We start from the raw sequence: 22,297 nt of genomic DNA, 5'->3' as shown, positions 1-22,297 counted from the left end.
TGTCATCCCTTCTTCCAGCCGATCCAGCTCGCCATACGTCCCGTCTTGCCGCCTTCGGCTCGATGGGAGAAGAACAACTCAGTATGGCAGCCAGTGCACCAAGTAGTACATTCGATATTTGATGGCATAATTCCTGCTTTTATCAGCAAATGTCGATTGATTTCTCTCAAATCAACCACAGCGCGACCATTATCGCGGTACTCCAGCGCGCTCCTTGCATCCTCAGGAAGCTTCTCTAATAGCACTTCTACAGGCGCGATTACCCGCTCGTCCACTTCGTAACAGCATTTGCCGATAGAAGGACCTATAGCTGCTAATAATTGTTCGGGCTGAGAATGGAACGTCTGCTGCATCTGTTCAACCGTACGGACAGCGATCTCCTGTACAGTCCCCTTCCAACCGGCGTGCGCAAGTCCGACAACACGATGGATAGGGTCAACCAATAATAAAGGTACACAGTCAGCATAAAATGAAGCCAAACAAATATCCGACTCTTGCGTTATAATTGCATCCGCATCCGGAATAGCATCCGCTCTCGATAGACGTCCCTTGCCGCGTTCATCGCGAGTAACGATATGCACATGGTTGCTATGTACTTGCTCCGCGCAAGTCCATGCTTCAAACGGCATATCGATCGCATCCATCAATCGGCGGCGGTTAGCAACGACCGCCGCAGGCTCGTCTTGAACATGCAGCGCCATGTTCTGCGTATCGCATGGTGCTTCGCTTACTCCGCCTAAGCGGGTCGTGAAGCCCGCCGTCAAGCCCTCAACCCGTTCCGTCCAATTGCTCAGCTCTAACAAGACCGGCCCGTCTTGTTGAGCGGCATTCCTCATAAACGGTTCCATGTTCATGTATTCACCTCATCTGTCGATTCGGGTAGCGGCACATACTGTAATCCATCTGCCTCCGTTCTAGTTTACCACAGGAGGGGCTGGGCCGCATCCGACCTACGGTTTATACGGCTGCAGGGTATGCTCGGTTTCTTCCATTTTCACCGGACGAGGTTCTTCCATCTTCACCAGTACAACATCCGTTCCGATCTTGACGATATTGCGCCATGGAATGATCAGCTCCGTACCGCCGCCAAACAGACCGAGAAACTTGCTGTAATTGGGCACTACAATAGCTTCAATACGTCCTTGCTTGAGATCTAGTTCCAGGTCACTAATTTGACCAAGCTTCTTGCCGTCCACAATGTTGATGACGTCTTTCGTTTGAAAGTCCGATATTTTCAATCCGCTCACCACACTTGTCATTTGGTCAGGCTGCGCCCGTTTGAACTAGTATATGTGGCGAATGCTCAAAATGTCCTGTCCCACTTTCGTACTTCCAATTGATTTCATCAGCATCTGAAAAAGCCGATGCTTGCGCAATCGGCCTCAGTAGGTATTAAGTGCGGACATGCTTCTGCATCTGATTGATAGCTGACTTCTCCAGCCGCGATACTTGAGCTTGTGAGATGCCGATCTCATCGGCAACCTCCATCTGTGTCTTCCCTTCAAAGAAGCGCATCGATAAGATCATCTTTTCACGCTCATTCAGCTTCCGCATCGCCTCGCGAAGCGCTATTTCTTCTATCCATGAAACGTCCTTGTTCTTGTCATCACTGATCTGATCCATAACATAAATGGGATCGCCCCCGTCATGGTAGATCGGTTCGAATAAAGACACGGGATCTTGTATTGCGTCCAACGCGAACACGACATCCTCCTTCGGCACATTCAGGGCTTCCGAGATCTCAAGAATCGTAGGCTCGCGTGAGTTCTGATTCGTCAAGGAGTCGCGGATCTGCAGAGCCTTATAGGCAATGTCTCTCAAGCTGCGCGAGACGCGAATCGGATTGTTATCTCGTAAATATCGGCGTATCTCGCCGATAATCATCGGAACAGCATACGTGGAGAATTTTACGTTTTGACCTAAATCAAAATTATCAATGGCTTTCATAAGGCCTATACATCCTACTTGAAACAAATCGTCAACAAATTCACCTCGGTTATTAAACCGCTGAATGACACTTAGCACGAGACGTAAATTGCCATTCACCAGCTTTTCCCGAGCGAATAATTCATTTCGTTCCTGCAGAGCCACGAACAATTCGCGCATTTCGGCGTTAGTGAGAACGGGCAACTTCGAGGTGTCGACACCGCAAATTTCGACTTTGTTTCGGGTCATACATCATTACCTCCCAAGGAGAAACATTAATGTTCATTATCTCCTTGGACCCCCGAATTATTCCTCCGCAGACCTCGAACAATAGCAGTTTCATATGAGGGAGACTGACCCCATATATAGAAAACCGCCACCATCAATGATTTGAAGGGGCGGCGGCGATCATAACATTTTATTAAATTCTTTGCGAAGCCTTTTAATGATTCGTTTCTCTAACCGAGATATGTAGGATTGAGAAATGCCCAGCATATCTGCTACATCCTTCTGCGTCTTCTCCTCTCCGTCGGATAATCCGAATCGAAGCTCCATAATCATTCGTTCTCGGTCGCTCAGCTTGTCAAGCGCCTTGTGCAGCAGTTTGCGGTCAACCTGTTCCTCAATGTTTTTGTATATCGTATCATTTTCGGTGCCTAGAACATCGGACAACAGCAGCTCGTTTCCATCCCAATCAATGTTAAGCGGTTCATCAAATGACACTTCCGTACGCGTCTTGCTGTTGCGTCGCAAGTACATCAAGATCTCGTTCTCAATACAGCGTGATGCATAAGTAGCGAGCTTAATCTTCTTCTCTGGATCGAATGTGTTGACCGCCTTAATTAGTCCTATCGCGCCAATGGATACCAAGTCCTCGATGTGAATGCCCGTGTTCTCGAATTTGCGGGCGATATATACGACTAATCTTAGATTGCGCTCAATAAGCATTGCACGTATGGCAGAATCGCCTGTTGTTAGCCTCTCCAGGAGATACTCCTCTTCTTCTCTGGTCAAGGGCGGCGGCAGCGCTTCACTCCCGCCAATATAATATACGTCTCCCCGCTTTAAACCTAACAACAGCAATAAACGATATATCTGAATCTGCATGAACATTTTCATTTTAAACCGCATCGTCGATCCTCCTCATGGGCTCAACTGAATGATATCGAAGACTGGAGATCCCAGAACGCTTCTATTACGACGCCTTCGATGCCGATGGAGCGGAATCTTCCGGTTTCTGCAAGGATGCTGCTATTAATTCTGGATGGATAATCGCCATAAATTGCTCGTCCCTGGATAATTGACCGCTGTCTAACCCAATAATGACTTGTTTGCATACATATGTATGAGAATTATGAATAATCTGAATGTAATCGGGTTTAAAGCCGATCATCCACTGCGTCTTAGCATTAACACCGCGGTAAGGCAGGAGGCGAAGCTTTGCGTCATCGATTGTACAGCTTGAATAGGTTTCGGCACCTACCGCCTCATCTCCGGTTAATTGAGTTAAGGCGTCCCATGATGTCCCTTCAATAGAACATCTGAGCCAGCGTTCAGGCAATACACCTTTCCACATATCCGCATTCGTAATAACGACCGGAGCGCCTGATAGAGGCTCTTTCAAACCGTTGCCTGTATCGATCAATCCACGGCAGGACCTAGTAATCCCTCCAATTCCGATCTCGATGTCAGCCAAGAAGCTCTCCATCTGCTTCTGGGATTGCTGCTGCTTCCATACAGAGCGATAGCATAACACAGCAGCGAGCAGCGCAAGCAGCATAATACCTGCTCCCATCTTCATCTCTTGACTAATATGCCATTCACTTTGATTCGAGATGATGGACCAAGATGAAGCATCATGCAGCAAGTACTGAATGCCAAACGCTCCACCCGCAATGACAAAAGCGTTGAAATAGAAAAAAAGCATATTGCGAAGTAAAAATCCAAGATGTTGATATCCAAACGCAACTATAAGCATACATATAGAAATGAGCACTTTACCAGCTAAGGTAAGCATCTGAGGCACAATCGGCAGAAACAATAAGCCGGCATACGCTGTGCCAATCGCTGTACTACCAATCCAACGCCATCTAGCTAATTGAATTCCTCGCATACGAGCGGTTAGATACAGCAGGGTGCCGTCCAGAATCACGTTCAAACCTAATACGAGATCAGCGTAGACGACTGTCAAAGCGATCCCCCTTTCCTGACTCGGCACTATGTAATGAAAGTTAGTATTAGTATAAAGTGGAGTAGTTTCGAAGTCTGTCTAACGCTGAAAGAGGAATGTCACTTTTTTTGTCGATACAAGTCATTAACTTATCAGCCTTACGGCCGACGGAATGAATCATCTTTAATATCTATATAAATATTGGCAATGATCATGAGATGTGTTTAATAGATGAATGCAGATTGTGATGTTGTACATGCATGAAGAAGTATTCTGGAGTTAATAAGCAGCAGGTAAACTTATAGATTATGTTCTCTATTCTGACTCAATAAAGAAAAGGCTGCCCATTCGTCATCTATATGACTGAACCGGGCAACCTATTATGCTTGATAAGCAAGATCGTTCATTAATCGTGATTATTGTTGCGTGGACGATTATTCCGCAAGAACGTCGGAATATCCAATTCACTCGGGTTTTCTGACATACCGAACTTGCGCGGAAGAACTTCTCGAGGCTCGCGAGGCTCTGGCGCAACATTGCTAGGAGACTTGCGAACCGTAGTAGGTTGAATCAACGGTTTATGCTCGAAGCCTGTCGCTATCACTGTAACCTTAATATCATCCTTCATGTTCTCGTCAATGATCGCACCGAAAATCATATTCACTTCCGGATCCGACGCAGCTGTAACAATCTCTGCCGCTTCATTAACTTCATACAGGGAAAGATTCATACCGCCTGTAATATTCATAATGACGCCGCGAGCGCCATCGATAGAAGTTTCGAGCAATGGGCTCATGATTGCTTTGCGAGCTGCTTCTGCTGCGCGATTTTCACCATTCGCGACACCGATACCCATAAGAGCTGAGCCGCGCTCGGTCATGATCGTCTTCACGTCCGCAAAGTCCAAGTTGATCAAGCCTGGTACCTTGATCAAGTCAGAAATACCTTGTACCGCTTGGCGAAGGACATTGTCAGCTTCACGGAAAGCTTCCAGCATCGGAGTCTTCTTATCGACAATCTCGAGCAATCGATCGTTCGGGATGACGATCAGCGTATCCACTTTCTCTTTAAGAGCTTCGATTCCCAGCTCCGCTTGATTAGAGCGTTTACGCCCTTCAAACATAAACGGACGCGTAACGACACCAACCGTCAGCGCACCGCATTCACGCGCAATTTCAGCAATTACTGGAGCTGCTCCTGTACCAGTACCGCCTCCCATACCTGCAGTGACAAAGACCATGTCTGCACCCTTTAGCGTATTGCTAATGAGATCACGGGATTCCTCCGCAGCCTTCTTGCCTACTTCAGGATTAGCACCTGCTCCAAGACCGCGTGTAAGCTTGTCTCCGATCTGAAGCTTGTGCTCGGACTTAGCGTAATGCAGCGCTTGAGCATCGGTGTTCACCGTAATAAACTCTACGCCCTGTACGCCGTTATCAATCATTCGGTTAACAGCATTGCTGCCGCCGCCGCCTACTCCAATAACTTTTATCTGCGCAAGTGTGTCCATCTCAAATTCGAATTCCAACATGAGTTCTCCATCTCTCCTTTAATGTGCATGGATGGCATGAGGTCTAAACGCTCCATATACTCTATTAAATAAATTCACTGAACATATTCTTAATACGTTCTAAGAATCCTGGTTTCGCCTCTGCTTCAGTCGTTGCCGCTTTGCGCGGCGCAGACTTCTTCGCGCTTCCTCGAGGGCGAATCGCGCGCATCACATGATGCAGCACGCCGACTCCGCTGATAAAGCCTGGATCCCGCACACCAATAAAGTCTGGCACTGCGATACGAACCGACGTTTGCAGTTCAGCTTGCGCCGCATTCAGCACACCTGCCATGGACACTGTGCCGCCTGCTAAAATATACCCACCAGGCAAATCTGTAAAGCCTAATCTCTTAACTTCGTTCTTTACGAGGTGAAAGATCTCTTGAACGCGCGGTTCAATAACATTCGCCAAGAATACTTGGTCGAATTCCTTCTCCACGTTGCTTCCGATTCGCGTAACTTTAAATACGGCATCTTCTGAAGCATCATCAATCCAGGCGCAGCCAAACTTCAGCTTCACCTTCTCAGCTTGATCCGACATCGTACGCAATCCGTACGCAATGTCATTCGTTACGAAATCTCCGCCAATCGGCAGTGTAGAAGTCGCTTGAAGCGTTCCATCCTTAAATATTGAAACCGTCGTCGCACCTGCACCTACATCAACAAGTACAGAACCGACCATCTTCTCATCCTTAGACAAAGCTAACTGTCCGCTTGATAACGGCATCAGGACAAGGTCCTTCACATGAAGGCCAGCCTTCTCCACACACCGCATTAAGTTATGTATAGCTGTCTTAGCGCCAGTGATAATAGTAGCATCCACTTCTAGTCGGACACCGATCATTCCACGCGGGTCGTGAATATCATGCAGTCCATCCACAACAAATTGCTTCGCAACTACGTCGATAATTTCACGTTCTGGTGGAAGCGCTATGACTTCTGCTGCTTTAAGCACTCGAACAATATCTTCTTCGCCAATTTCGCGATCTTCATTCGAAACTGCAACCACTCCGTGGCTTGTTTGTAACCCGATATGATTACCGGTAATCCCTACATACACTTCCGATATTTCAATACCAACCATGCGCTCAGCGTGCTCGATTGCATTGCGAATAGATTGCACAGTCTGGTCAATATCTACAATCGCACCTTTTCGGATACCTTCCGATTCCGCAGAACCGACACCGATAATTTGCAGAGTTCCGTTGTTAATTTCACCGATGATAGCGCGTACTTTGGATGTACCGATGTCCAAACTCACAATGATGTCATTGCTGCTCAAGCCGTGGCACCTCCCAATTCGAATTCAATGGTTTGTTGTATCCCCCGGACACCTTAATATGTATTCAACAAAGTTCAGTCATTCCCTCTTTATTTCTACAACTTTTTTCGTTGACGTCGAAAAAAAGAGATTTCGATGAGGTCTTAAGAATTATACTTGTCCACCAGAACGATGAACATAGTTCAAAATACCTAAATAACGATAGGGAATTGAAGAAATTTGAAAAATCTCTCGAGAAATACCATAAAGTTTATTCTAGCATCATTTCAGTTTATTGAGTAGTGCCTTTTTACTCATCTGAATCTTCTGGCTCTTCTTGAACTTCTTGCCAAAGTTCGCCTTCCTCGCCCTTAGCTAGATTCGTATACGAGATATAGGAATCAGCCTCCAGCATCGTAATCTGACCAGGCTCCTGCGTCTCTACTACACCGCTTAAATACGCAATCTTATCCGGTAGAAAACTGATCGTCGTAACAACTTCAAAGCCAGAACGAGTGTAGAGCTTAATTCGGTCCGCATACGATGAAGACGGAAAGTAACAAATCTCAGAAATGTCTGCAAGCAATCTGTCAGGTATCAGCGCCAACTGTTTGCCCAGCTCATCCTTCAGCTGCTTCGCTGCCGGCTCGTTCCAGTGTGTCAGCATAGGCTTCTCCATTACAAACTTCTTGCTGTTAGACAGCAATACATCAGAACCGTTCTCTAGAATAGCCATTACTTGTCCATCGTCAGTCAATTCATGGGCGACTACCTTATACTCTTGAATAAGCACATCTACTTGACCTGGAAAATGCTTCTCTAAGGTAACATTCTTGATGTATGGATACTGCCCCTTAATTCGTTCTTCCGCCTGTTTCTCCGTCACTCGAAAGAATGGTTCGCCCTTCTTCACACCGCTGACAGTCTGAAGCATTCCTGGATCTGCGTATGTATTATTCACAAATCGTACTTCTGAAATCTTGCTGATAGGCGATCGGAAGAATAGAACGCCAAGAATAACGATAAACAATGTAACTAAGAGCCATAAGAGTTTCTTTCCTTTGCGCTTCTTAGGAGGCTTATCTGGTAATGGCGGGATAGCTCTAACCTGCATCGCTTAAGTTCCTTTCTTACCTGTAATCCCCTCCTTGCGGGAGGGGACTCACTTCCTGCTATGCTTGCTTCATATCAATCGCTGAGTAATCTAGATTCTGATTAACGGAATAGCGTTCAATATTAGCGCCTAGTCGGGTAAACATGTGTTCAATTCGATCATATCCTCGGTCAATGTGATGAACCTGTTCGATCACAGTTCTACCTTGCGCAGCCAGCCCCGCGATTACGAGAGCTGCTCCTGCACGCAGATCAGTTGCCTCCACAGTCGCGCCGTATAATCGAGACTTCCCTTTAACATACGCGCTGCTGAGATCAACCCTGATATCGGCTCCCATTCGGCTAAGCTCATCAACATGCTTGAATCGGCCTTCGAATATCGTTTCCTTCATAATGCTAATTCCATCTGCTAGTGACAGGAGCACCATCAGCTGTGACTGAAGATCCGTCGGAAACGCAGGGTAAGGCGAGGTTACGATTCGCTCTACAGCCTTAGGACGACCGAAACTCGTTACATTGATTATACCATCACTAATAGCAATCTGCACCCCAGCGCGGCGCAATATGTGGATCAAAGAAGTCAAATGACCCGCATGCGCATTCGTCAGTGTAACAGCGCCGCGTGTTGCGGCAGCGGCGATCATCAGAGTTCCCGCTACGATGCGATCCGGCATAATTTCATAACGACAGCCGCTTAACTCCCTAACACCTTCTACTGTTATTGTATCGGATCCTGCGCCGGAAACTTTAGCACCCATCTTATTAAGAAAATGCTGTAGGTCTACAATTTCCGGTTCGCGGGCTGCGTTCGTCAATACGGTAGTGCCTTCAGCCAGTACAGCAGCCATCATAATGTTTTCTGTGGCTCCTACGCTTGGGAAGTCCAAATGAACGTCAGTTCCAATCAATTGCGATGCGCGACACGTAATTCGATTGCCTTCATAGATCAGCTTGGCACCCAGCGCCTGTAGCCCTCTTAAATGCAAATCAATCTTGCGTTCACCGATCGCACAGCCGCCTGGTTGATAGATATGCACTTCCTTATAGCGAGCCAGCATCGGTCCCATAAGAAAGATCGAGGATCGCATTTGACGCATCAGATCTTCCGGAACTTGAGAGGAATGAACCCCCGTGTTGTCAATCGTGATCGTATTGCCTTCAAATGAAGTCCGACAGCCGATTCGGCGCAGAATATTCTGCATCACCTCGATGTCCAGCAGCTTAGGTACGTTATCCAATTGAACGACACCGTCGGCTAAGATGGCAGCAGCCATTATCGGTAAAGCGGCATTTTTCGCGCCATGGATACGAATGGTTCCTGAAAGAGGTTTTCCGCCCTCAATCACCAATTTGTCCAATGTATCACCTCCGAGATTACCACTCACCCACTACTAATACTTCCGGCACTAGCTCTACTTCATACTGTTCAAGAATCGTACCTTGTATATGCTTCATCAGGGTGAGTACGTCTGACGCTGTTGCTTGCCCGGTGTTTACAATGAAATTGGCGTGCATCTTGGAAACCTCGGCCCCACCGACAGCGAAGCCTTTAAGCCCAGCCTCTTCAATGAGACGTGCCGCAAAGTTTCCGGGTGGATTGCGGAACACGCTGCCACAACAAGCCGCGGTAAGCGGCTGTGTCTGCAATCGCCGTTCCTTATTCGAAGCAAGCGCAGCGGATATGTCCGCACGATCCCCTTGCTCCATACGGAACGTCGCCTCCACCACAATTCCTTTACGTTCGTGCAGAACGGAATGGCGGTAAGAAAACTGCATCTCCTCCACGCTATAAGTCACCAATTCCCCTGTCTCCAGTACAATCTCAGCTGATTCAAATATCCGTGACACATCAGACCCATGCGCGCCAGCATTCATATACACGGCCCCGCCAACCGTACCGGGAATACCTCCTGCGTATTCCAGACCGGACAGCCCTGCTCTGCTTGCTTGGACGGACAGCTTGATAAAAGAATATCCAGCTCCTGCGGTCACCTTGTTTCCATCGATATGGAAATAATCCAAGCCATTTTCCGTGTGGATGATGACACCGCGAAAGCCTTTGTCACATATAAGCATGTTTGACCCTCGTCCGATAGTCATCCAAGGAATACCGCATTCATTGAGCAAACGTATGGTTTGGATGATCTCTTGCTTGCCCTTAGGTTCGACCATGACGTCCGCAGGACCACCAATCTTCCATGTCGTATGCTTGGATAGGGGTTCTTGAAGTGTGTATGTTCCTAAGTCTAATTGTGAATATTGACTTATAAATTGCTGTAGCATCGTTGAACCTCCTTGCCTCTTCTCATTCTGTCCGCTCCTTATAAGCATCCCGAATGCTTAACCGTCGAGGTTACACCATCAGGGAGATAGTCACGATTATAGAGTATCTTATGACAGATTATCATGTTGTGTGACAGACGCCCAGTAGGTCATTGGCTCATCTTCTTCAACTGGGATGTCAATCACTTTACATAACAAAAAGCGGGCAAGTATTACTTGCCCGACAAACGCTTGAGTTCAGTTACGATGCGCATTGCAGAATCTGGCTGTCCAAACAACTTCGTTTGATTCGACATATGCTTGCGCTTCTCATCGTGCTTCATCATCCCCTCGATCTGTGCGAATAAGATCTCGGGTGTCAGCTGCTTCTCGGTGATCATGATGGATGCACCGGCTTGCTCTAGTGAACGAGCATTCGCTTCCTGATGATTATTCGTCACATTCGGAGACGGAATTAAGATAGACGGAATACCCAGTACTGTCAATTCCGCGAGTGATGATGCCCCAGCACGACTCACGATCAGTGTCGTCGCGGCTAACACTTCTGGCATATTGCTGATATAAGGAAGCACATGGAGGTGATTGCGCACATGATCGCTCGCTTGCTGCACCGCCTTGTACGTATTGTCGTAGTAATGCTGACCTGTTACATACACGAAGTGGACGTCAGGCAAGCGTTTCAGCATCGGAACCATATCGATCATCGCCTGATTAATCGTTCTAGCTCCTTGGCTTCCGCCTACAACCAACACGATCGGACTGTCCACCGATAGGCCGAGCGACGCGAAGCCTCGCTCACGATTCGCCTCCATAACGGCAGTAGCACGCGGATTACCGCTGAAGAGCACGTTCTTGGCTTTCGTAAAATACGGCTCAGACTCTTTGAAGCTTACTGCTACTGTATTAACGTAACGGCTCAAAAATTTGTTGGTCAGACCAGGTATAACATTCTGCTCATGAATGAGTGTAGGAATGCCCAGCTTCGCGGCTGCATACAACACAGGACCGCACACATAACCGCCAGTACCGATAACTACGTCCGGTTTAAATTTGTTCAACAGCTCTTTTGCTTTTGAAACACCTTTGATGAATCTCATAATTGTCTTTACATTATCAAATGACAACTTACGCTTGAATCCTGTAATTTCGATCGTTTCAAACGGAATTCCTGCTTCACGAACGAGCTTGCTTTCTAACCCACGTTCGGTTCCAATATATAAAAAAGCGCTCTTAGGGTCCTGCTTCTCGCATTCCCGCGCGATAGCAAGCGCCGGATAAATATGACCTCCGGTACCTCCACCGCTTAGCACGACGCGCATGCCGTTCACCTCGCATAACGTGATATGTTTAGTAATATTCCCAATGCTGTCAACATTAAGGTTAGTGATGATCCGCCGTAGCTGATAAGCGGCAGTGTTATTCCTGTGACTGGCATTAAGCCAACAACTACTCCAATATTTATGATGACCTGCACGGCCACAATGCCCACAATTCCAGCGGCCAAGAAGCTTCCGAAGTTATCCGGCGCTGTTAAGGCGACGCGCATCCCTCTCCATACTAGCAGTAAAAATAATAGGATTACAGTTATACAGCCAATAAAGCCGAGCTCCTCAGCTAGAATAGAAAAGATGAAATCGGTCTGTGGCTCGGGCACGTAGCTGTATTTCTGACGGCTTGCTCCTAGGCCTAGACCTGTTAATCCTCCTGGTCCGATCGCATACAATGATTGAATCGCTTGATACCCTGCGCCAAGCGGATCGCTCCACGGATCCAGAAAAGAAGTGATCCGTTTCAAGCGATACGGCGCAGCTAGGATCAAGACGACAAAGCCCACTGCTCCGATAAGCGCCAGCGACATCAGATGCTGAATTCTAGCGCCGGCAATAAAGATGACGAGCAGCGCTGCGCCCATCATCACTGTGCCGGTGCCTAGATCAGGCTGCAGCATAATCATGCCGAATGCCAAGGCCATGATGCCAAGAGCTGGCAGCAGCCCAGTCGTAAACTTCGTAATGTTGTGTTGAGGCTTGGACAAATAGAAGGCAAGAAATATGATCATCGCGAGCTTCATAAACTCAGACGGCTGGATTCCAAACGAACCGACACCCAGCCAGCTGCGCGCTCCGCCGCGAACATTTCCAATTCCCGGAATGAGTACGATCAGCAATAAGCCAAAGCAAATAACCAGTCCTACTTTAGCATAACGGTTCCAGATATGGTAGTCCACATTCATCGTAAAGAACATGGCTGCCAGACCGAGCACTGCAAACAGCAGCTGACGCTTTACAAAATAGAACGAATCTCCATAGTCATGGAATCCCAGTACGGCTCCCGCACTGTAGACCATAACCATTCCGATTGCTAACAACGATACGACTGCAACGATCAGCCACACATCGGGCGCGGTTCTTGCTTTGACCATACGGCACACCTCATCTATCAATGTAGAGGCTCAAACTAGAGTTTGTACAACCCCTCTACTTAAGATTATGCACCGCTTCCTTAAACATGCTTCCGCGAACTTCATAAGACGGGAACATATCCCAGCTTGCGCATGCCGGCGACAACAATACAATGTCACCTGGCTCTGCATATTGCCGTGCCGATTGCACAGCTTCTTGTATCGCAAGTGCGGCGTCTTCTACATTGTCGACGACACTCACATTGTCCAAACCTGCTTCCAGTGCCAGATCTCGTATAACATAGCGCGTCTCGCCCATCGCGACAACTGCTTTCACCCGTTCTTGCAGGTAAGGGATGAGTTCCTTGAACGCCAATCCGCGATCCAAGCCGCCGGCAATCAGCACCACGCGATCTGGAAATGCACCCAGCGCATTCTCTGTAGCAACCGTATTCGTAGCTTTGGAGTTGTTGAAGTATCGAACGCCCTGCCATTCGCGCACCCACTCCAAGCGATGTTCGACGCCATGAAACTCGCTTAGCGGCTTCTTTAACTGCTCTGGCTTGGCGCCAGCAGCAATCGATATCGCTGCAGCAGCAAGTGCATTGTCAACGTTAAAGCGTCCCGACAAGCCAATCTCATCGACTGAGATAAGTGTATGCTCCACACCTGCTTCATCACGGAATACGAGATGACGCTCTATATCACTCTCAGCACCTTCGGAGAAAGGCGGAGAGACGTACGCACCGACATTCACTTCCTTACGGGAAGAGAACATGTAGACTCGAGCTGATACGCAGTCTTTGAGCGATGCAGAAACAGGATCATCCGCATTAAGCACGGCAATATCGGAAGCTGTCATATTCGCAAACAGTTTCTTCTTGGAATCGATGTAATCCTCAATCCCGCCATGGTAGTCCAAGTGTGTCTCTGCAATATTCAGCAAACAAGCGATTTGAGGATGAAACTGCTGTGTACCTTTGAGCTGAAAGCTGCTCAGCTCCAGCACGACCGGTTGATTAGGCTTTGCATCTTCCGCCACACCGATGAATGGTGTACCGATATTGCCTGCTACGATCGGCTGAAGGCCTGCTTCATCCAGCATTCGGCCCACCCAAGTTGTAGTCGTGGTCTTCCCATTGCTGCCTGTAATGCCGATAATCGGCGCCGTGCACAGATGATACGCAACCTCGATCTCGGTTACGACTTCGATGCCAAGCGCAATTGCCTGTTGAACAGGCGAAGCGGAATATGGAATTCCTGGATTTTTGACGAGCAAGGCCACATCCGAATGGATCAGGTCATCAGGATGACCTCCCAATACAACAGAAATGCCCAAAGCTTCTAATGTAGAAGCTTCGGGACATTGATCGCGTCCTTTTTTATCATTAATCGTAACTTTCGCTCCGTGTTTATGAAAGCGAAGCGCAGCCTCAGTGCCGCTCTTGGCCATACCTAATATAACCACTTGTTTGCCTCGGTACATGTCTGGATGATTCATTAATCTACAGCCCCTTGTTAATCCATAATCCGAGTCCTGCCAGCACGATGCCTACCGCCCAAAAGGTGATGACAACGCGCCATTCCGACCATCCCGACAACTCAAAATGATGGTGGATCGGGCTCATTTTGAACACGCGTTTACCTCGTGTCTTGAATGAAACGACTTGAATAATTACGGACAGCATCTCAATGACGAATATACCGCCGATAATAATAAACAATAGCTCAGTTTTAGTCAAAATTGCAACTGCTGCGATTGCTCCCCCGATTCCGAGTGAGCCGCTGTCACCCATGAATACTTTAGCGGGATGCGCGTTGAATACGAGAAAACCGAGAACAGCCCCTACCATAGCAGCAGCGCACACCGCAGCGGATATCTCGGAGGACTGCAATGCAATGATGGCGAATGCCGCGAATGCAATAGCGCTCGTACCGGACAGCAGTCCATCTAAGCCATCGGTGAAGTTAACCGCGTTGCTGATCGCCAGCATCATCAGAATGACGAATACATAGTAGAACCAGCCGAGGTCAAGACCAAGGTCAGTACCTGGAATGCCAACGAACGTGCTGTGACCCGATTGGAATAAGAGTACGCACACGATTCCTGCAAACAGCAATTGTCCGAACAATTTCTGCCAAGCGGTCAACCCCATCGAACGCTTGAACACGATCTTGATGTAATCGTCCAGAAAGCCGACAAGGCCGAAGCCTAATGTTGCAACTAATATTACGTAAAAGTCGGTATCGATTACAGAAAATTTCATAAATGCTAGCGTAAAAGCAAGCAGAATAATGACGCCGCCCATCGTTGGCGTTCCTGCTTTCTTGAGATGGGCTTTCGGTCCATCTTCCCGCACCTGCTGCCCAAACTTGAGGCGTCTAAGCAGCGGTATGCATAAAGGGCCTATTATGACTGATAGTAAAAAAGATATTCCTAGTGTCATTATGATTAACTTGAAGTCCATTCTTGTTCACCTCCCGTTACTGCATGCTGGCTAATGTGCTTCTGTGATCCAATCCTTGACGATTTCCCTTAGATTCGTTCCAAAAGAAGCCTTAACAAGGACGGCATCACGCGGCTTCACCAGTTGCAGCAACGCCTGACGCAATTGTTGTTTATCTTGATAGCTGCGGATCTGATCATCCGCCATATGCTCGCGTGCGCCATTCGCGATCTCTTCTCCTAGACGGCCGTAAGTTAACAGCACGTCGACGTTATCCGGCGTCAATGTTCTTCCTACTTCACGGTGAAGCTCCACCTCGTGCTCACCAAGCTCCAGCATATCGCCAAGTACGGCGATCCGCTTGCCGCCGCGCATCGAAGCAAGCACCGTTAACGCTGCTTTCATCGCAGACGGACTTGCATTATACGTATCATTCAGCAGCGTCCAGCCCTCGTCTGTCACGATCTTCTCAGATCGGCTCCCCGTGATGCTGGCTTCGCGCAGTCCTGCCGCAATCATCGGTTCCGGCACTCGCAGCAGACGACCAACCGCAATAGCGGCCAGCGCATTCATCACATTGTGTTGACCTAGAAGCGGAATCGTGAACATGCTTGTGCCCAGCATAGGTGAAGAGATCGAGAAAGACATTCCATCCTCAAGCTGCATGATGCCGTCTGGTTTATAGTCATTGGAATTATCCATGCCAAATGTAATGATCTCCATATGAGCAGGCTTTACCGTTTCTTGCTCGTGGAATGCTTGACGCAGCAATGGATTATCGCCTTCGCTGATCAGTACGCCGCCATCCTTCAAGCCAGATATAATCTCCATCTTAGCTCGGGCGATCTCTTCTTTTGAACCGAGCTGCAACAGGTGAGCTTCGCCTGCATTCGTGATCACCGCTATATCCGGCTTCGCAATCATCGACAATTCGTGAATCTCACCGCGTCCGCTCATTCCCATTTCCAGAACGATCAGATTCGACTCAGCCGGCATGCTCAACACCGTAAGCGGCAGACCAATATGATTGTTGTAGTTGCCGTCCGTCTTGTGAACGACGAATGCCTGCCCCAGCACAGAGGCGATCAGATCCTTCGTCGTCGTCTTGCCGTTGCTGCCAGTTACCGCCACGACCTTTACCTGACGATGAGTTAAATGCGCTTGCGCCAGATCCTGCAATGCCTTCAGCGTGTTCGGTACGATCACTAATGGCAGCCGAGCTTCAGGCAAAGGTTTATCCGCTTGCCAGAGGGCTGCCGTTGCTCCATCCTGTATAGCTTGTTCGACGTAGTCATGACCGTCAAAACGTTCACCGCATAGCGGTACGTACAAGCTTCCCGGCATGATGCTGCGCGAATCCCTGCAGACTCCTTTCACAAGGATGTCATTGTCTTCTGCTTGCTGCAAGGAGCCGCCGGTCACCGACGCTATCCATTGTAGATTTGCTTCAATCACTGCTTCAATCCCCTTATCGCTTCCTCGGCGACTACGCGGTCGTCGAAGTTTAATATATCTTTGCCAACGATCTGATACGTTTCATGCCCTTTCCCCGCAATCAATACTACATCGTGAGGGCTTGCCATTTCAATAGCTTTCGTAATGGCTTCGCGACGATCCGCAATCATTTCATAGCGATCTAGGGATACACCGTCCGCTTTCAGACCAGCTTCGATATCGACCAGGATCAGGTTCGGATCCTCCGTGCGCGGATTATCTGATGTGACCAGCACATAGTCAGCGTACTTCGCAGCGATCTGACCCATAATAGGACGCTTCTTGCGATCGCGGTCTCCACCGCAGCCAAATACACACAATACGCGCCCTTCAGCGAACTCCTTTACGGTCGAGAGAACGTTATCCAATCCATCCGGCGTGTGTGCATAGTCAACTATAACAGAAAATGGCTGCCCTGCGTCGACAGCTTCCACTCTGCCTGCTACGCCGGGAACAGATTCCAAGCTGGCTACGATGGCAGACAGTTCAATTCCTTCAATCAAACCGGCTGATATCGCTGCCAGCGCATTATACACGTTGAACTTGCCAACCATGCGCAGCTCGACGTGCTGTGACCCGCGGAATGTATCCACGTGGAAGCTAGTTCCCTTGGATGTAATACGGATGTCGCTCGCGCGCACATCAGCGTCTTCATGCATGCCGTACATGATCGTTTCTGCGGAAGTTAATGATTTGAAGTAGGCACTTGCCTCATCGTCCGCATTCAGCACAGCGTAGGAGCGCTCATGCTCCTTCTCAGAAAAGGTATTGCCTAAACGGGAGAAGAACAAACCTTTCGCTTCACGATAAGCATCCATCGTACCGTGATAATCCAGGTGATCCTGGGTTAGATTCGTAAAGATCGCTGTACGGAAACGGCAGCCCTGTACACGGCCTTGATGCAGCGCATGTGAGGATACTTCCATCGCGCACGCTTTGACGCCCTTATCAGCCATATCGCGAAGTGAACGCTGCAATTCATAGGCGCTTGGGGTTGTGCCTGACATCGGATGAGTCTCGCCGGCATATCTCATTTCAATCGTGCCGATCACACCGGATTCAAGTCCCGCATCCATCAATATTTTCTCAATTAAGAAAGTAGTTGTCGTCTTCCCGTTCGTGCCAGTGACACCAATCAATCGAAGCTCTTCGCTAGGATTGTTGTAATAAGCGTTCGACAATACCGCAAGCGCATATCGCGCATCCTTTACTAGCAACTGTGGAATGTCGAGATCAAGCGGACGCTCAACAACAAGCGCCGCCGCGCCAGAAGCTACAGCTTGAGGCGCATATCGATGGCCATCATCCGCAGTTCCTGATATGCAGAAGAATAGGTCACCCGGCTGAACGCGCCGTGAGTCCGCTGCGATTCCTGTATATTCTGTGAAAGACTCCCCAATAACAGACGCTGTTAACAATCGGGAAGTTGCTTCTGACAAACTAAATGATTTCATTTCCCTTATTCCTCCTTCTCGGGTCCCATATAAATTCGAATGGTCGTCCCACGCTCCACACGGGTACCCGGCTTCGGTGCTTGATGAATGACAGTAGCACCCGCACCCGATGCAGATAACTGAAAATTGCTGTTTAAATCTTCGAATAAATCAGATGTCTTCTTCCCAACAAGATTGGGCACTGTAACAAGCGGCACTTCGTCATAGCGGTATTCACGCGGCACCTGCTTCTGTCTAGGCTCGACACCCATGACTTGAAGTGAATCCTCCATAATCCGCTTCACGATCGGAGCGGCAATCAGACCGCCGAATTGAATGCCTTGCGGATCGTCTACCGCTGTATAGATCACGATCTTCGGATCATCCGCCGGCGCGAATCCGATAAATGACACAATATGCTCATTCGGCGAGTATCTGCCGTTAATGACCTTTTGCGCTGTACCTGTCTTTCCGCCGACGCGGTAGCCATCGATAAATGCATTTTTACCTGTGCCTTGTGCAACAACATGCTCCAGCGCGTCACGTACTTGCTTCGACGTTTCAGGCGAGATCACTTGTCTAACCATTTTCGGCTCAATCTGGTCAACTACCAGACCAGTCTCAGGATGAATGAACGATTTCGCCACATGAGGCTGATACAACTTGCCTCCGTTTACGGCGGCCGCAACTGCGGCTATCTGCTGGATAGGCGTCACCGATACCCCTTGTCCGAAAGCTGTAGTAGCAAGCTCTACTGGACCAACTCGGTTCAACTTGAATAGAATACCATTTTCCTCGCCGCTCATGTCAATTCCGGTTTTCGTACCGAACCCAAAATCGCGAATGTACTTGAACAGCGTTTCTTTGCCGAGCCGATTGCCTAGAGTGACAAAGCCCGGGTTGCATGAGTTCTCTACTACTTCCAAGAAGGTTTGACTTCCATGTCCGCCTTTCTTCCAGCAGCGCAGCTTCGCACCGCCAACCTCGATTCTGCCGGGATCGAAGAAATATTCATTCTGCAGGTTCACCTTGCCTTCTTCAAGCGCGGCAGCAAGCGTAATGATCTTAAAGGTCGAACCGGGTTCATACGTCATCCAGATTGGCAAATTACGATTATACACTTCTGAAGGATAATCACGATAATTCTCAGGGCTGTAATTCGGGCGGCTGGCCATGGCTAATATTTCTCCCGAATTCGGATCCATCGCGATCGAAATGATATGCTTCGGGTTCAGATCGATCATCGCTTGATCTAACTCCCGCTCCATAATTGTCTGTATGTCTTTGTCAATCGTCAATTGTAAATTTAACCCATCTCTTGGTTGAGTATACTTTTCGGTCGAATTCGGCATCTGCCTGCCCTTCGCGTCGGCTAAAAATGATACGCTCCCCCTGATGCCTGTAAGGGCCGAATCATAGCGCTTCTCTATACCTGTGAGCCCTTGATTCTCAATACCAGTGAAGCCTAGAATGTGGGCCGCCAGGTCCTTATAAGGGTAGAAACGCTTGTTGTCCTCAGTCACCACGATTCCAGCCAAGTTGAGCTCGCGGATCTTCTCCGCCAATTCTATCGTTATCTTGCGGCCGCCCGGCTTCAAAATGACGAACAACGTACGCTTCGTAATCTCACTGTGAACCTTGTCCACAGACATACCAAGAAGCGGAGCCAACTGTTGCGCCGTCTGCTCCGCATCCTTCACTTGTGCTGGTACCGCAATGACCGTAGGAGAGCTGACGTTATATGCTAACTGCTCTCCGTTACGATCTAGAATCTCTCCGCGCTTCGCAGTGACTGGAACGTCGCGACGCCACAATTCCTCTGCTTGCCGGCTTATCTCAGCGCCTTCCCATAACTGCACATAGCCTAGTCTTATTATAATCGCGATAAATCCGATTGCCATCAAGGCAAATCCGATCAGAAGACGTTTGCGGATTGTCATACCTGACACCTTCACGCCTATCCCCCCCCTTTGTCCAACAATGGTTCATAACCAACCTATTCGGGACAAACTGGGGTTAGAACAAGCTATGGTGACTTGGGCGCTAGTTTGACGTGTACAACCCGTTTATTGTTTTTCGTGGATATATCATAGCCAACAACATAGCCTTCACCTTCTACTTTAACCTCCCATTCAAGCAGGGAGCATATCTCCATCACATCTCTTAAGGATTTGCCCGTCAGATTAGGAAGCGGCAGCTTCTTCGGATCATCTGTCAGAAGGTAGATACGCTGGCCTGCGGCGAGGTCAGTACCAGGCTCTGGATATTGCTGCTTCACCTTCGTACCTGCACCAACCGTTTCAAACACGATGCCTTGCTCGGCAAGCTTCTGCTTCGCCTCGACTGGAGTTAGACCTTGAACATTCGGAGCTTTTCTAGTACTGGAGCCTTTGCTAGTACCGGATGAGCCCTTTTCGTTGTTCGTCTCTTGCGTAGTAGGCACATCCATATAGCGCAGGGACTTGCTTACAATATCCTTGAACATCGGAGCAGCTACGAAGCCTCCGCCGCCATAGAAATCCTGAGGGTCATCCACGACGACGATCAGTGCAATCTTAGGGTCATTGACTGGTGCATAACCGATAAAGGAAACAACCGCTCTAGTACTGTCGTATTCACCGTCAATAACCTTCAATGCTGTACCTGTCTTACCCGCTACACGATACCCATCAATGTACGCTGCTTTACCAGTACCAATTTCTTGGTCAGATACAACTTGCTCTAAGTACTCGCCCACCTGCTTAGCCGACTCCTTATCGATCACAGTGCGGACCGCTTCCGGCTCACGCTCCGTTACCTCGCCAGAAAACGGATCTTCAATCTTGTCTACAATGTTGGGCTTCATTAACGTTCCGCCATTCGCAATAGCGGATATTGCCATAATCTGCTGAATAGGCGTTACGACGGTTTGACCATGCCCATATGATGCTGCAGCCACGTCAGCGGGATATTGAAAATTGATTTTTCCTGCGTTCTCGCCAGGCAGCTCTATACCCGTCTTCTCCCCGAATCCAAAGCTGTCAATATACTCCTTGAATTTTTCCTCCTGCAGCTTCTCGAACCCGAGCTTGACAAAAGCTACGTTACTTGAGCGCTTCAAGCCTTCAAGATAAGTAATCTCTCCCCAGCCGACCCTATTATGGTCATGGATACGGCGTCCACCGGCAACGATGCTTCCTGATTGGAACGTCTCATTGGGATCAAACAGTCCTTCTTGTACAGCGGCAGCCAGCGTAACAATCTTAAAGGTTGAGCCTGGCTCGTATCTTGACATGATCGCATGGTTATAAAAATTGCGGATGTCGTAGTTCCAATACTCATTAGGATCATATGTTGGCGTATTCGCCATCCCTAATATATCACCCGTCATTGGATCTGCAGCAATAACCGTCATGCTGTACGGATTATACTTGTTCTGTACTTCCTGCATCGCTTCTTGGATATACTGCTGAATCGTTCGATCAATGGTCAGATAGATGTTCTTGCCATCCTTGACAGGTGTATATACTTCTTCAGCAGTAGGAAGTTTCGTCCCTTGCCGATCCTTTTCATAATATAGAGTACCATCAGTCCCAGTCAGCTGGCTGTCGAATTGACTCTCGATTCCGCCGACAGGCTTATCCTCTTTATCTATGTATCCAAGAACATGCGCAGCTAGATCACCCTTCGGGTAGTAGCGCTTCTTGTCTTCAATCAAATTTAAGCCGATGTCCGTTACTTTAAGCTGCTTCTTCAGCTCTGTAGTAAACGAACTCAGCTCATCATAAGCTTCCTGATCAATTCTCCAGCCTTCTGGTCTGACTTCACGATAAATATGGTATTCGCCTGTATCCTCGCGCTTCTTGCGCACTAGCTCGTACAGCTGATCCTTCGGCTTTCCCAACACTTTGTTCAGCTCATCGACAATCAAGGTCTCAACATCAATATGCTGTTCGACCAGCTTCGGATTCTTCCGTAGCTCCTGGATCGCCTTAGGATTCACTGTCACGTTATAGGCTGGAGCATCCATTGCCAGCACTTCGCCTGTATGATCATAGATCGTTCCCCGCTTGGCTGGCAGCTCCTGCTTAGCAGACCAGGACGCCTCCGCTTTCTCCATCCAGAAGTCCTGGTTAATAACCTGATACCAGAACAACCTGCTTATGATAATTACAAAAAATAGAATAAATAGTCCGCCAATAAACAATGTTCGCTTCTTAATTCGTTTTACCATCGCT

18 protein-coding genes are annotated in these 22,297 nt (G+C 48.4%); all 18 read right to left on the bottom strand.

Annotated features, from left to right (window positions below; all coding sequences use genetic code 11):
- Nucleotides 1–2: 2 nt before the first annotated feature.
- The 18 genes from pgeF to AC3WTP_RS03405 all read right to left on the bottom strand — a co-directional run bounded on the left by pgeF (nt 3) and on the right by AC3WTP_RS03405 (nt 22,293).
- Nucleotides 3–854: a peptidoglycan editing factor PgeF gene (gene pgeF, locus AC3WTP_RS03490; RefSeq protein WP_492393185.1), complete on the bottom strand. Its 852-nt coding sequence runs from the start codon at nt 852–854 to the stop codon at nt 3–5.
- A gap of 96 nt (nt 855–950) precedes the next feature.
- A complete protein-coding gene (locus AC3WTP_RS03485; protein WP_492393184.1) occupies nt 951–1,259 on the bottom strand; it encodes a YlmC/YmxH family sporulation protein in 309 nt (102 codons plus the stop codon).
- Between the two features lie 133 nt (nt 1,260–1,392).
- Complete coding sequence (sigG, locus tag AC3WTP_RS03480; protein ID WP_492393183.1) at nt 1,393–2,175, bottom strand: RNA polymerase sporulation sigma factor SigG; 783 nt, start codon at nt 2,173–2,175, stop codon at nt 1,393–1,395.
- Between the two features lie 159 nt (nt 2,176–2,334).
- Nucleotides 2,335–3,057 (bottom strand): RNA polymerase sporulation sigma factor SigE, encoded by a 723-nt coding sequence (gene sigE / locus AC3WTP_RS03475; RefSeq protein WP_492393182.1) that lies wholly within the window; start codon nt 3,055–3,057, stop codon nt 2,335–2,337.
- A gap of 64 nt (nt 3,058–3,121) precedes the next feature.
- Complete coding sequence (locus tag AC3WTP_RS03470; RefSeq protein WP_492393181.1) at nt 3,122–4,117, bottom strand: sigma-E processing peptidase SpoIIGA; 996 nt, start codon at nt 4,115–4,117, stop codon at nt 3,122–3,124.
- 385 nt (nt 4,118–4,502) lie between these two features.
- On the bottom strand, nt 4,503–5,627 hold the full coding sequence (gene ftsZ / locus AC3WTP_RS03465) for a cell division protein FtsZ (protein ID WP_492393180.1): 1,125 nt from the start codon (nt 5,625–5,627) through the stop codon (nt 4,503–4,505).
- Between the two features lie 64 nt (nt 5,628–5,691).
- Nucleotides 5,692–6,930 (bottom strand): cell division protein FtsA, encoded by a 1,239-nt coding sequence (gene ftsA, locus AC3WTP_RS03460; protein ID WP_458568698.1) that lies wholly within the window; start codon nt 6,928–6,930, stop codon nt 5,692–5,694.
- Nucleotides 6,931–7,219: 289 nt separating this feature from the next.
- The gene (locus tag AC3WTP_RS03455; protein WP_492393179.1) at nt 7,220–8,023 is read right to left on the bottom strand and encodes a cell division protein FtsQ/DivIB; all 804 of its coding nucleotides are present in this window, start codon (nt 8,021–8,023) and stop codon (nt 7,220–7,222) included.
- A 58-nt stretch (nt 8,024–8,081) separates the two neighbouring features.
- On the bottom strand, nt 8,082–9,380 hold the full coding sequence (gene murA, locus AC3WTP_RS03450) for a UDP-N-acetylglucosamine 1-carboxyvinyltransferase (protein WP_492393178.1): 1,299 nt from the start codon (nt 9,378–9,380) through the stop codon (nt 8,082–8,084).
- Nucleotides 9,381–9,396: 16 nt separating this feature from the next.
- Nucleotides 9,397–10,305: a UDP-N-acetylmuramate dehydrogenase gene (murB, locus tag AC3WTP_RS03445; protein WP_492393177.1), complete on the bottom strand. Its 909-nt coding sequence runs from the start codon at nt 10,303–10,305 to the stop codon at nt 9,397–9,399.
- Nucleotides 10,306–10,517: 212 nt separating this feature from the next.
- Complete coding sequence (gene murG / locus AC3WTP_RS03440) at nt 10,518–11,624, bottom strand: undecaprenyldiphospho-muramoylpentapeptide beta-N-acetylglucosaminyltransferase (RefSeq protein ID WP_492393176.1); 1,107 nt, start codon at nt 11,622–11,624, stop codon at nt 10,518–10,520.
- Between the two features lie 5 nt (nt 11,625–11,629).
- Complete coding sequence (gene spoVE, locus AC3WTP_RS03435; protein ID WP_492393175.1) at nt 11,630–12,727, bottom strand: stage V sporulation protein E; 1,098 nt, start codon at nt 12,725–12,727, stop codon at nt 11,630–11,632.
- Nucleotides 12,728–12,782: 55 nt separating this feature from the next.
- Entirely contained in the window at nt 12,783–14,207 is a 1,425-nt protein-coding gene (gene murD / locus AC3WTP_RS03430; RefSeq protein WP_492393174.1) for a UDP-N-acetylmuramoyl-L-alanine--D-glutamate ligase, read from the bottom strand.
- 4 nt (nt 14,208–14,211) lie between these two features.
- A complete protein-coding gene (mraY, locus tag AC3WTP_RS03425) occupies nt 14,212–15,174 on the bottom strand; it encodes a phospho-N-acetylmuramoyl-pentapeptide-transferase (RefSeq protein WP_492393173.1) in 963 nt (320 codons plus the stop codon).
- A gap of 30 nt (nt 15,175–15,204) precedes the next feature.
- Nucleotides 15,205–16,608: a UDP-N-acetylmuramoyl-tripeptide--D-alanyl-D-alanine ligase gene (locus tag AC3WTP_RS03420; protein ID WP_492393172.1), complete on the bottom strand. Its 1,404-nt coding sequence runs from the start codon at nt 16,606–16,608 to the stop codon at nt 15,205–15,207.
- Nucleotides 16,605–18,101, bottom strand: a complete 1,497-nt coding sequence (locus AC3WTP_RS03415; protein ID WP_492393171.1) for a UDP-N-acetylmuramoyl-L-alanyl-D-glutamate--2,6-diaminopimelate ligase — start codon at nt 18,099–18,101, stop codon at nt 16,605–16,607. Before AC3WTP_RS03415 ends, AC3WTP_RS03420 begins: the two co-directional genes overlap by 4 nt.
- A 5-nt stretch (nt 18,102–18,106) precedes the next feature.
- On the bottom strand, nt 18,107–20,035 hold the full coding sequence (locus AC3WTP_RS03410) for a stage V sporulation protein D (RefSeq protein WP_492393170.1): 1,929 nt from the start codon (nt 20,033–20,035) through the stop codon (nt 18,107–18,109).
- 71 nt (nt 20,036–20,106) lie between these two features.
- Nucleotides 20,107–22,293, bottom strand: a complete 2,187-nt coding sequence (locus tag AC3WTP_RS03405) for a penicillin-binding transpeptidase domain-containing protein (protein WP_492393169.1) — start codon at nt 22,291–22,293, stop codon at nt 20,107–20,109.
- Nucleotides 22,294–22,297: the final 4 nt, after the last annotated feature.

The sequence above is a fragment of the Paenibacillus sp. EB106-04-04-XG159 genome (genome assembly GCF_058791835.1).
This window is presented reverse-complemented; position numbering and strand designations above follow the sequence as displayed.

What these genes read in the sequence shown, in the direction of transcription:
- murG (WP_492393176.1), bottom strand. Translation starts at nt 11,624, where the DNA reads ATGCGCGTCGTGCTAAGCGGTGGAGGTACCGGAGGTCATATTTATCCG.
- sigG (WP_492393183.1), bottom strand. Translation starts at nt 2,175, where the DNA reads ATGACCCGAAACAAAGTCGAAATTTGCGGTGTCGACACCTCGAAGTTG.
- AC3WTP_RS03485 (WP_492393184.1), bottom strand. Translation starts at nt 1,259, where the DNA reads ATGACAAGTGTGGTGAGCGGATTGAAAATATCGGACTTTCAAACGAAA.
- murB (WP_492393177.1), bottom strand. Translation starts at nt 10,305, where the DNA reads ATGCTACAGCAATTTATAAGTCAATATTCACAATTAGACTTAGGAACA.
- AC3WTP_RS03415 (WP_492393171.1), bottom strand. Translation starts at nt 18,101, where the DNA reads ATGAAATCATTTAGTTTGTCAGAAGCAACTTCCCGATTGTTAACAGCG.
- AC3WTP_RS03405 (WP_492393169.1), bottom strand. Translation starts at nt 22,293, where the DNA reads ATGGTAAAACGAATTAAGAAGCGAACATTGTTTATTGGCGGACTATTT.
- murD (WP_492393174.1), bottom strand. Translation starts at nt 14,207, where the DNA reads ATGAATCATCCAGACATGTACCGAGGCAAACAAGTGGTTATATTAGGT.
- spoVE (WP_492393175.1), bottom strand. Translation starts at nt 12,727, where the DNA reads ATGGTCAAAGCAAGAACCGCGCCCGATGTGTGGCTGATCGTTGCAGTC.
- sigE (WP_492393182.1), bottom strand. Translation starts at nt 3,057, where the DNA reads ATGCGGTTTAAAATGAAAATGTTCATGCAGATTCAGATATATCGTTTA.
- AC3WTP_RS03455 (WP_492393179.1), bottom strand. Translation starts at nt 8,023, where the DNA reads ATGCAGGTTAGAGCTATCCCGCCATTACCAGATAAGCCTCCTAAGAAG.
- pgeF (WP_492393185.1), bottom strand. Translation starts at nt 854, where the DNA reads ATGAACATGGAACCGTTTATGAGGAATGCCGCTCAACAAGACGGGCCG.
- ftsZ (WP_492393180.1), bottom strand. Translation starts at nt 5,627, where the DNA reads ATGTTGGAATTCGAATTTGAGATGGACACACTTGCGCAGATAAAAGTT.
- mraY (WP_492393173.1), bottom strand. Translation starts at nt 15,174, where the DNA reads ATGGACTTCAAGTTAATCATAATGACACTAGGAATATCTTTTTTACTA.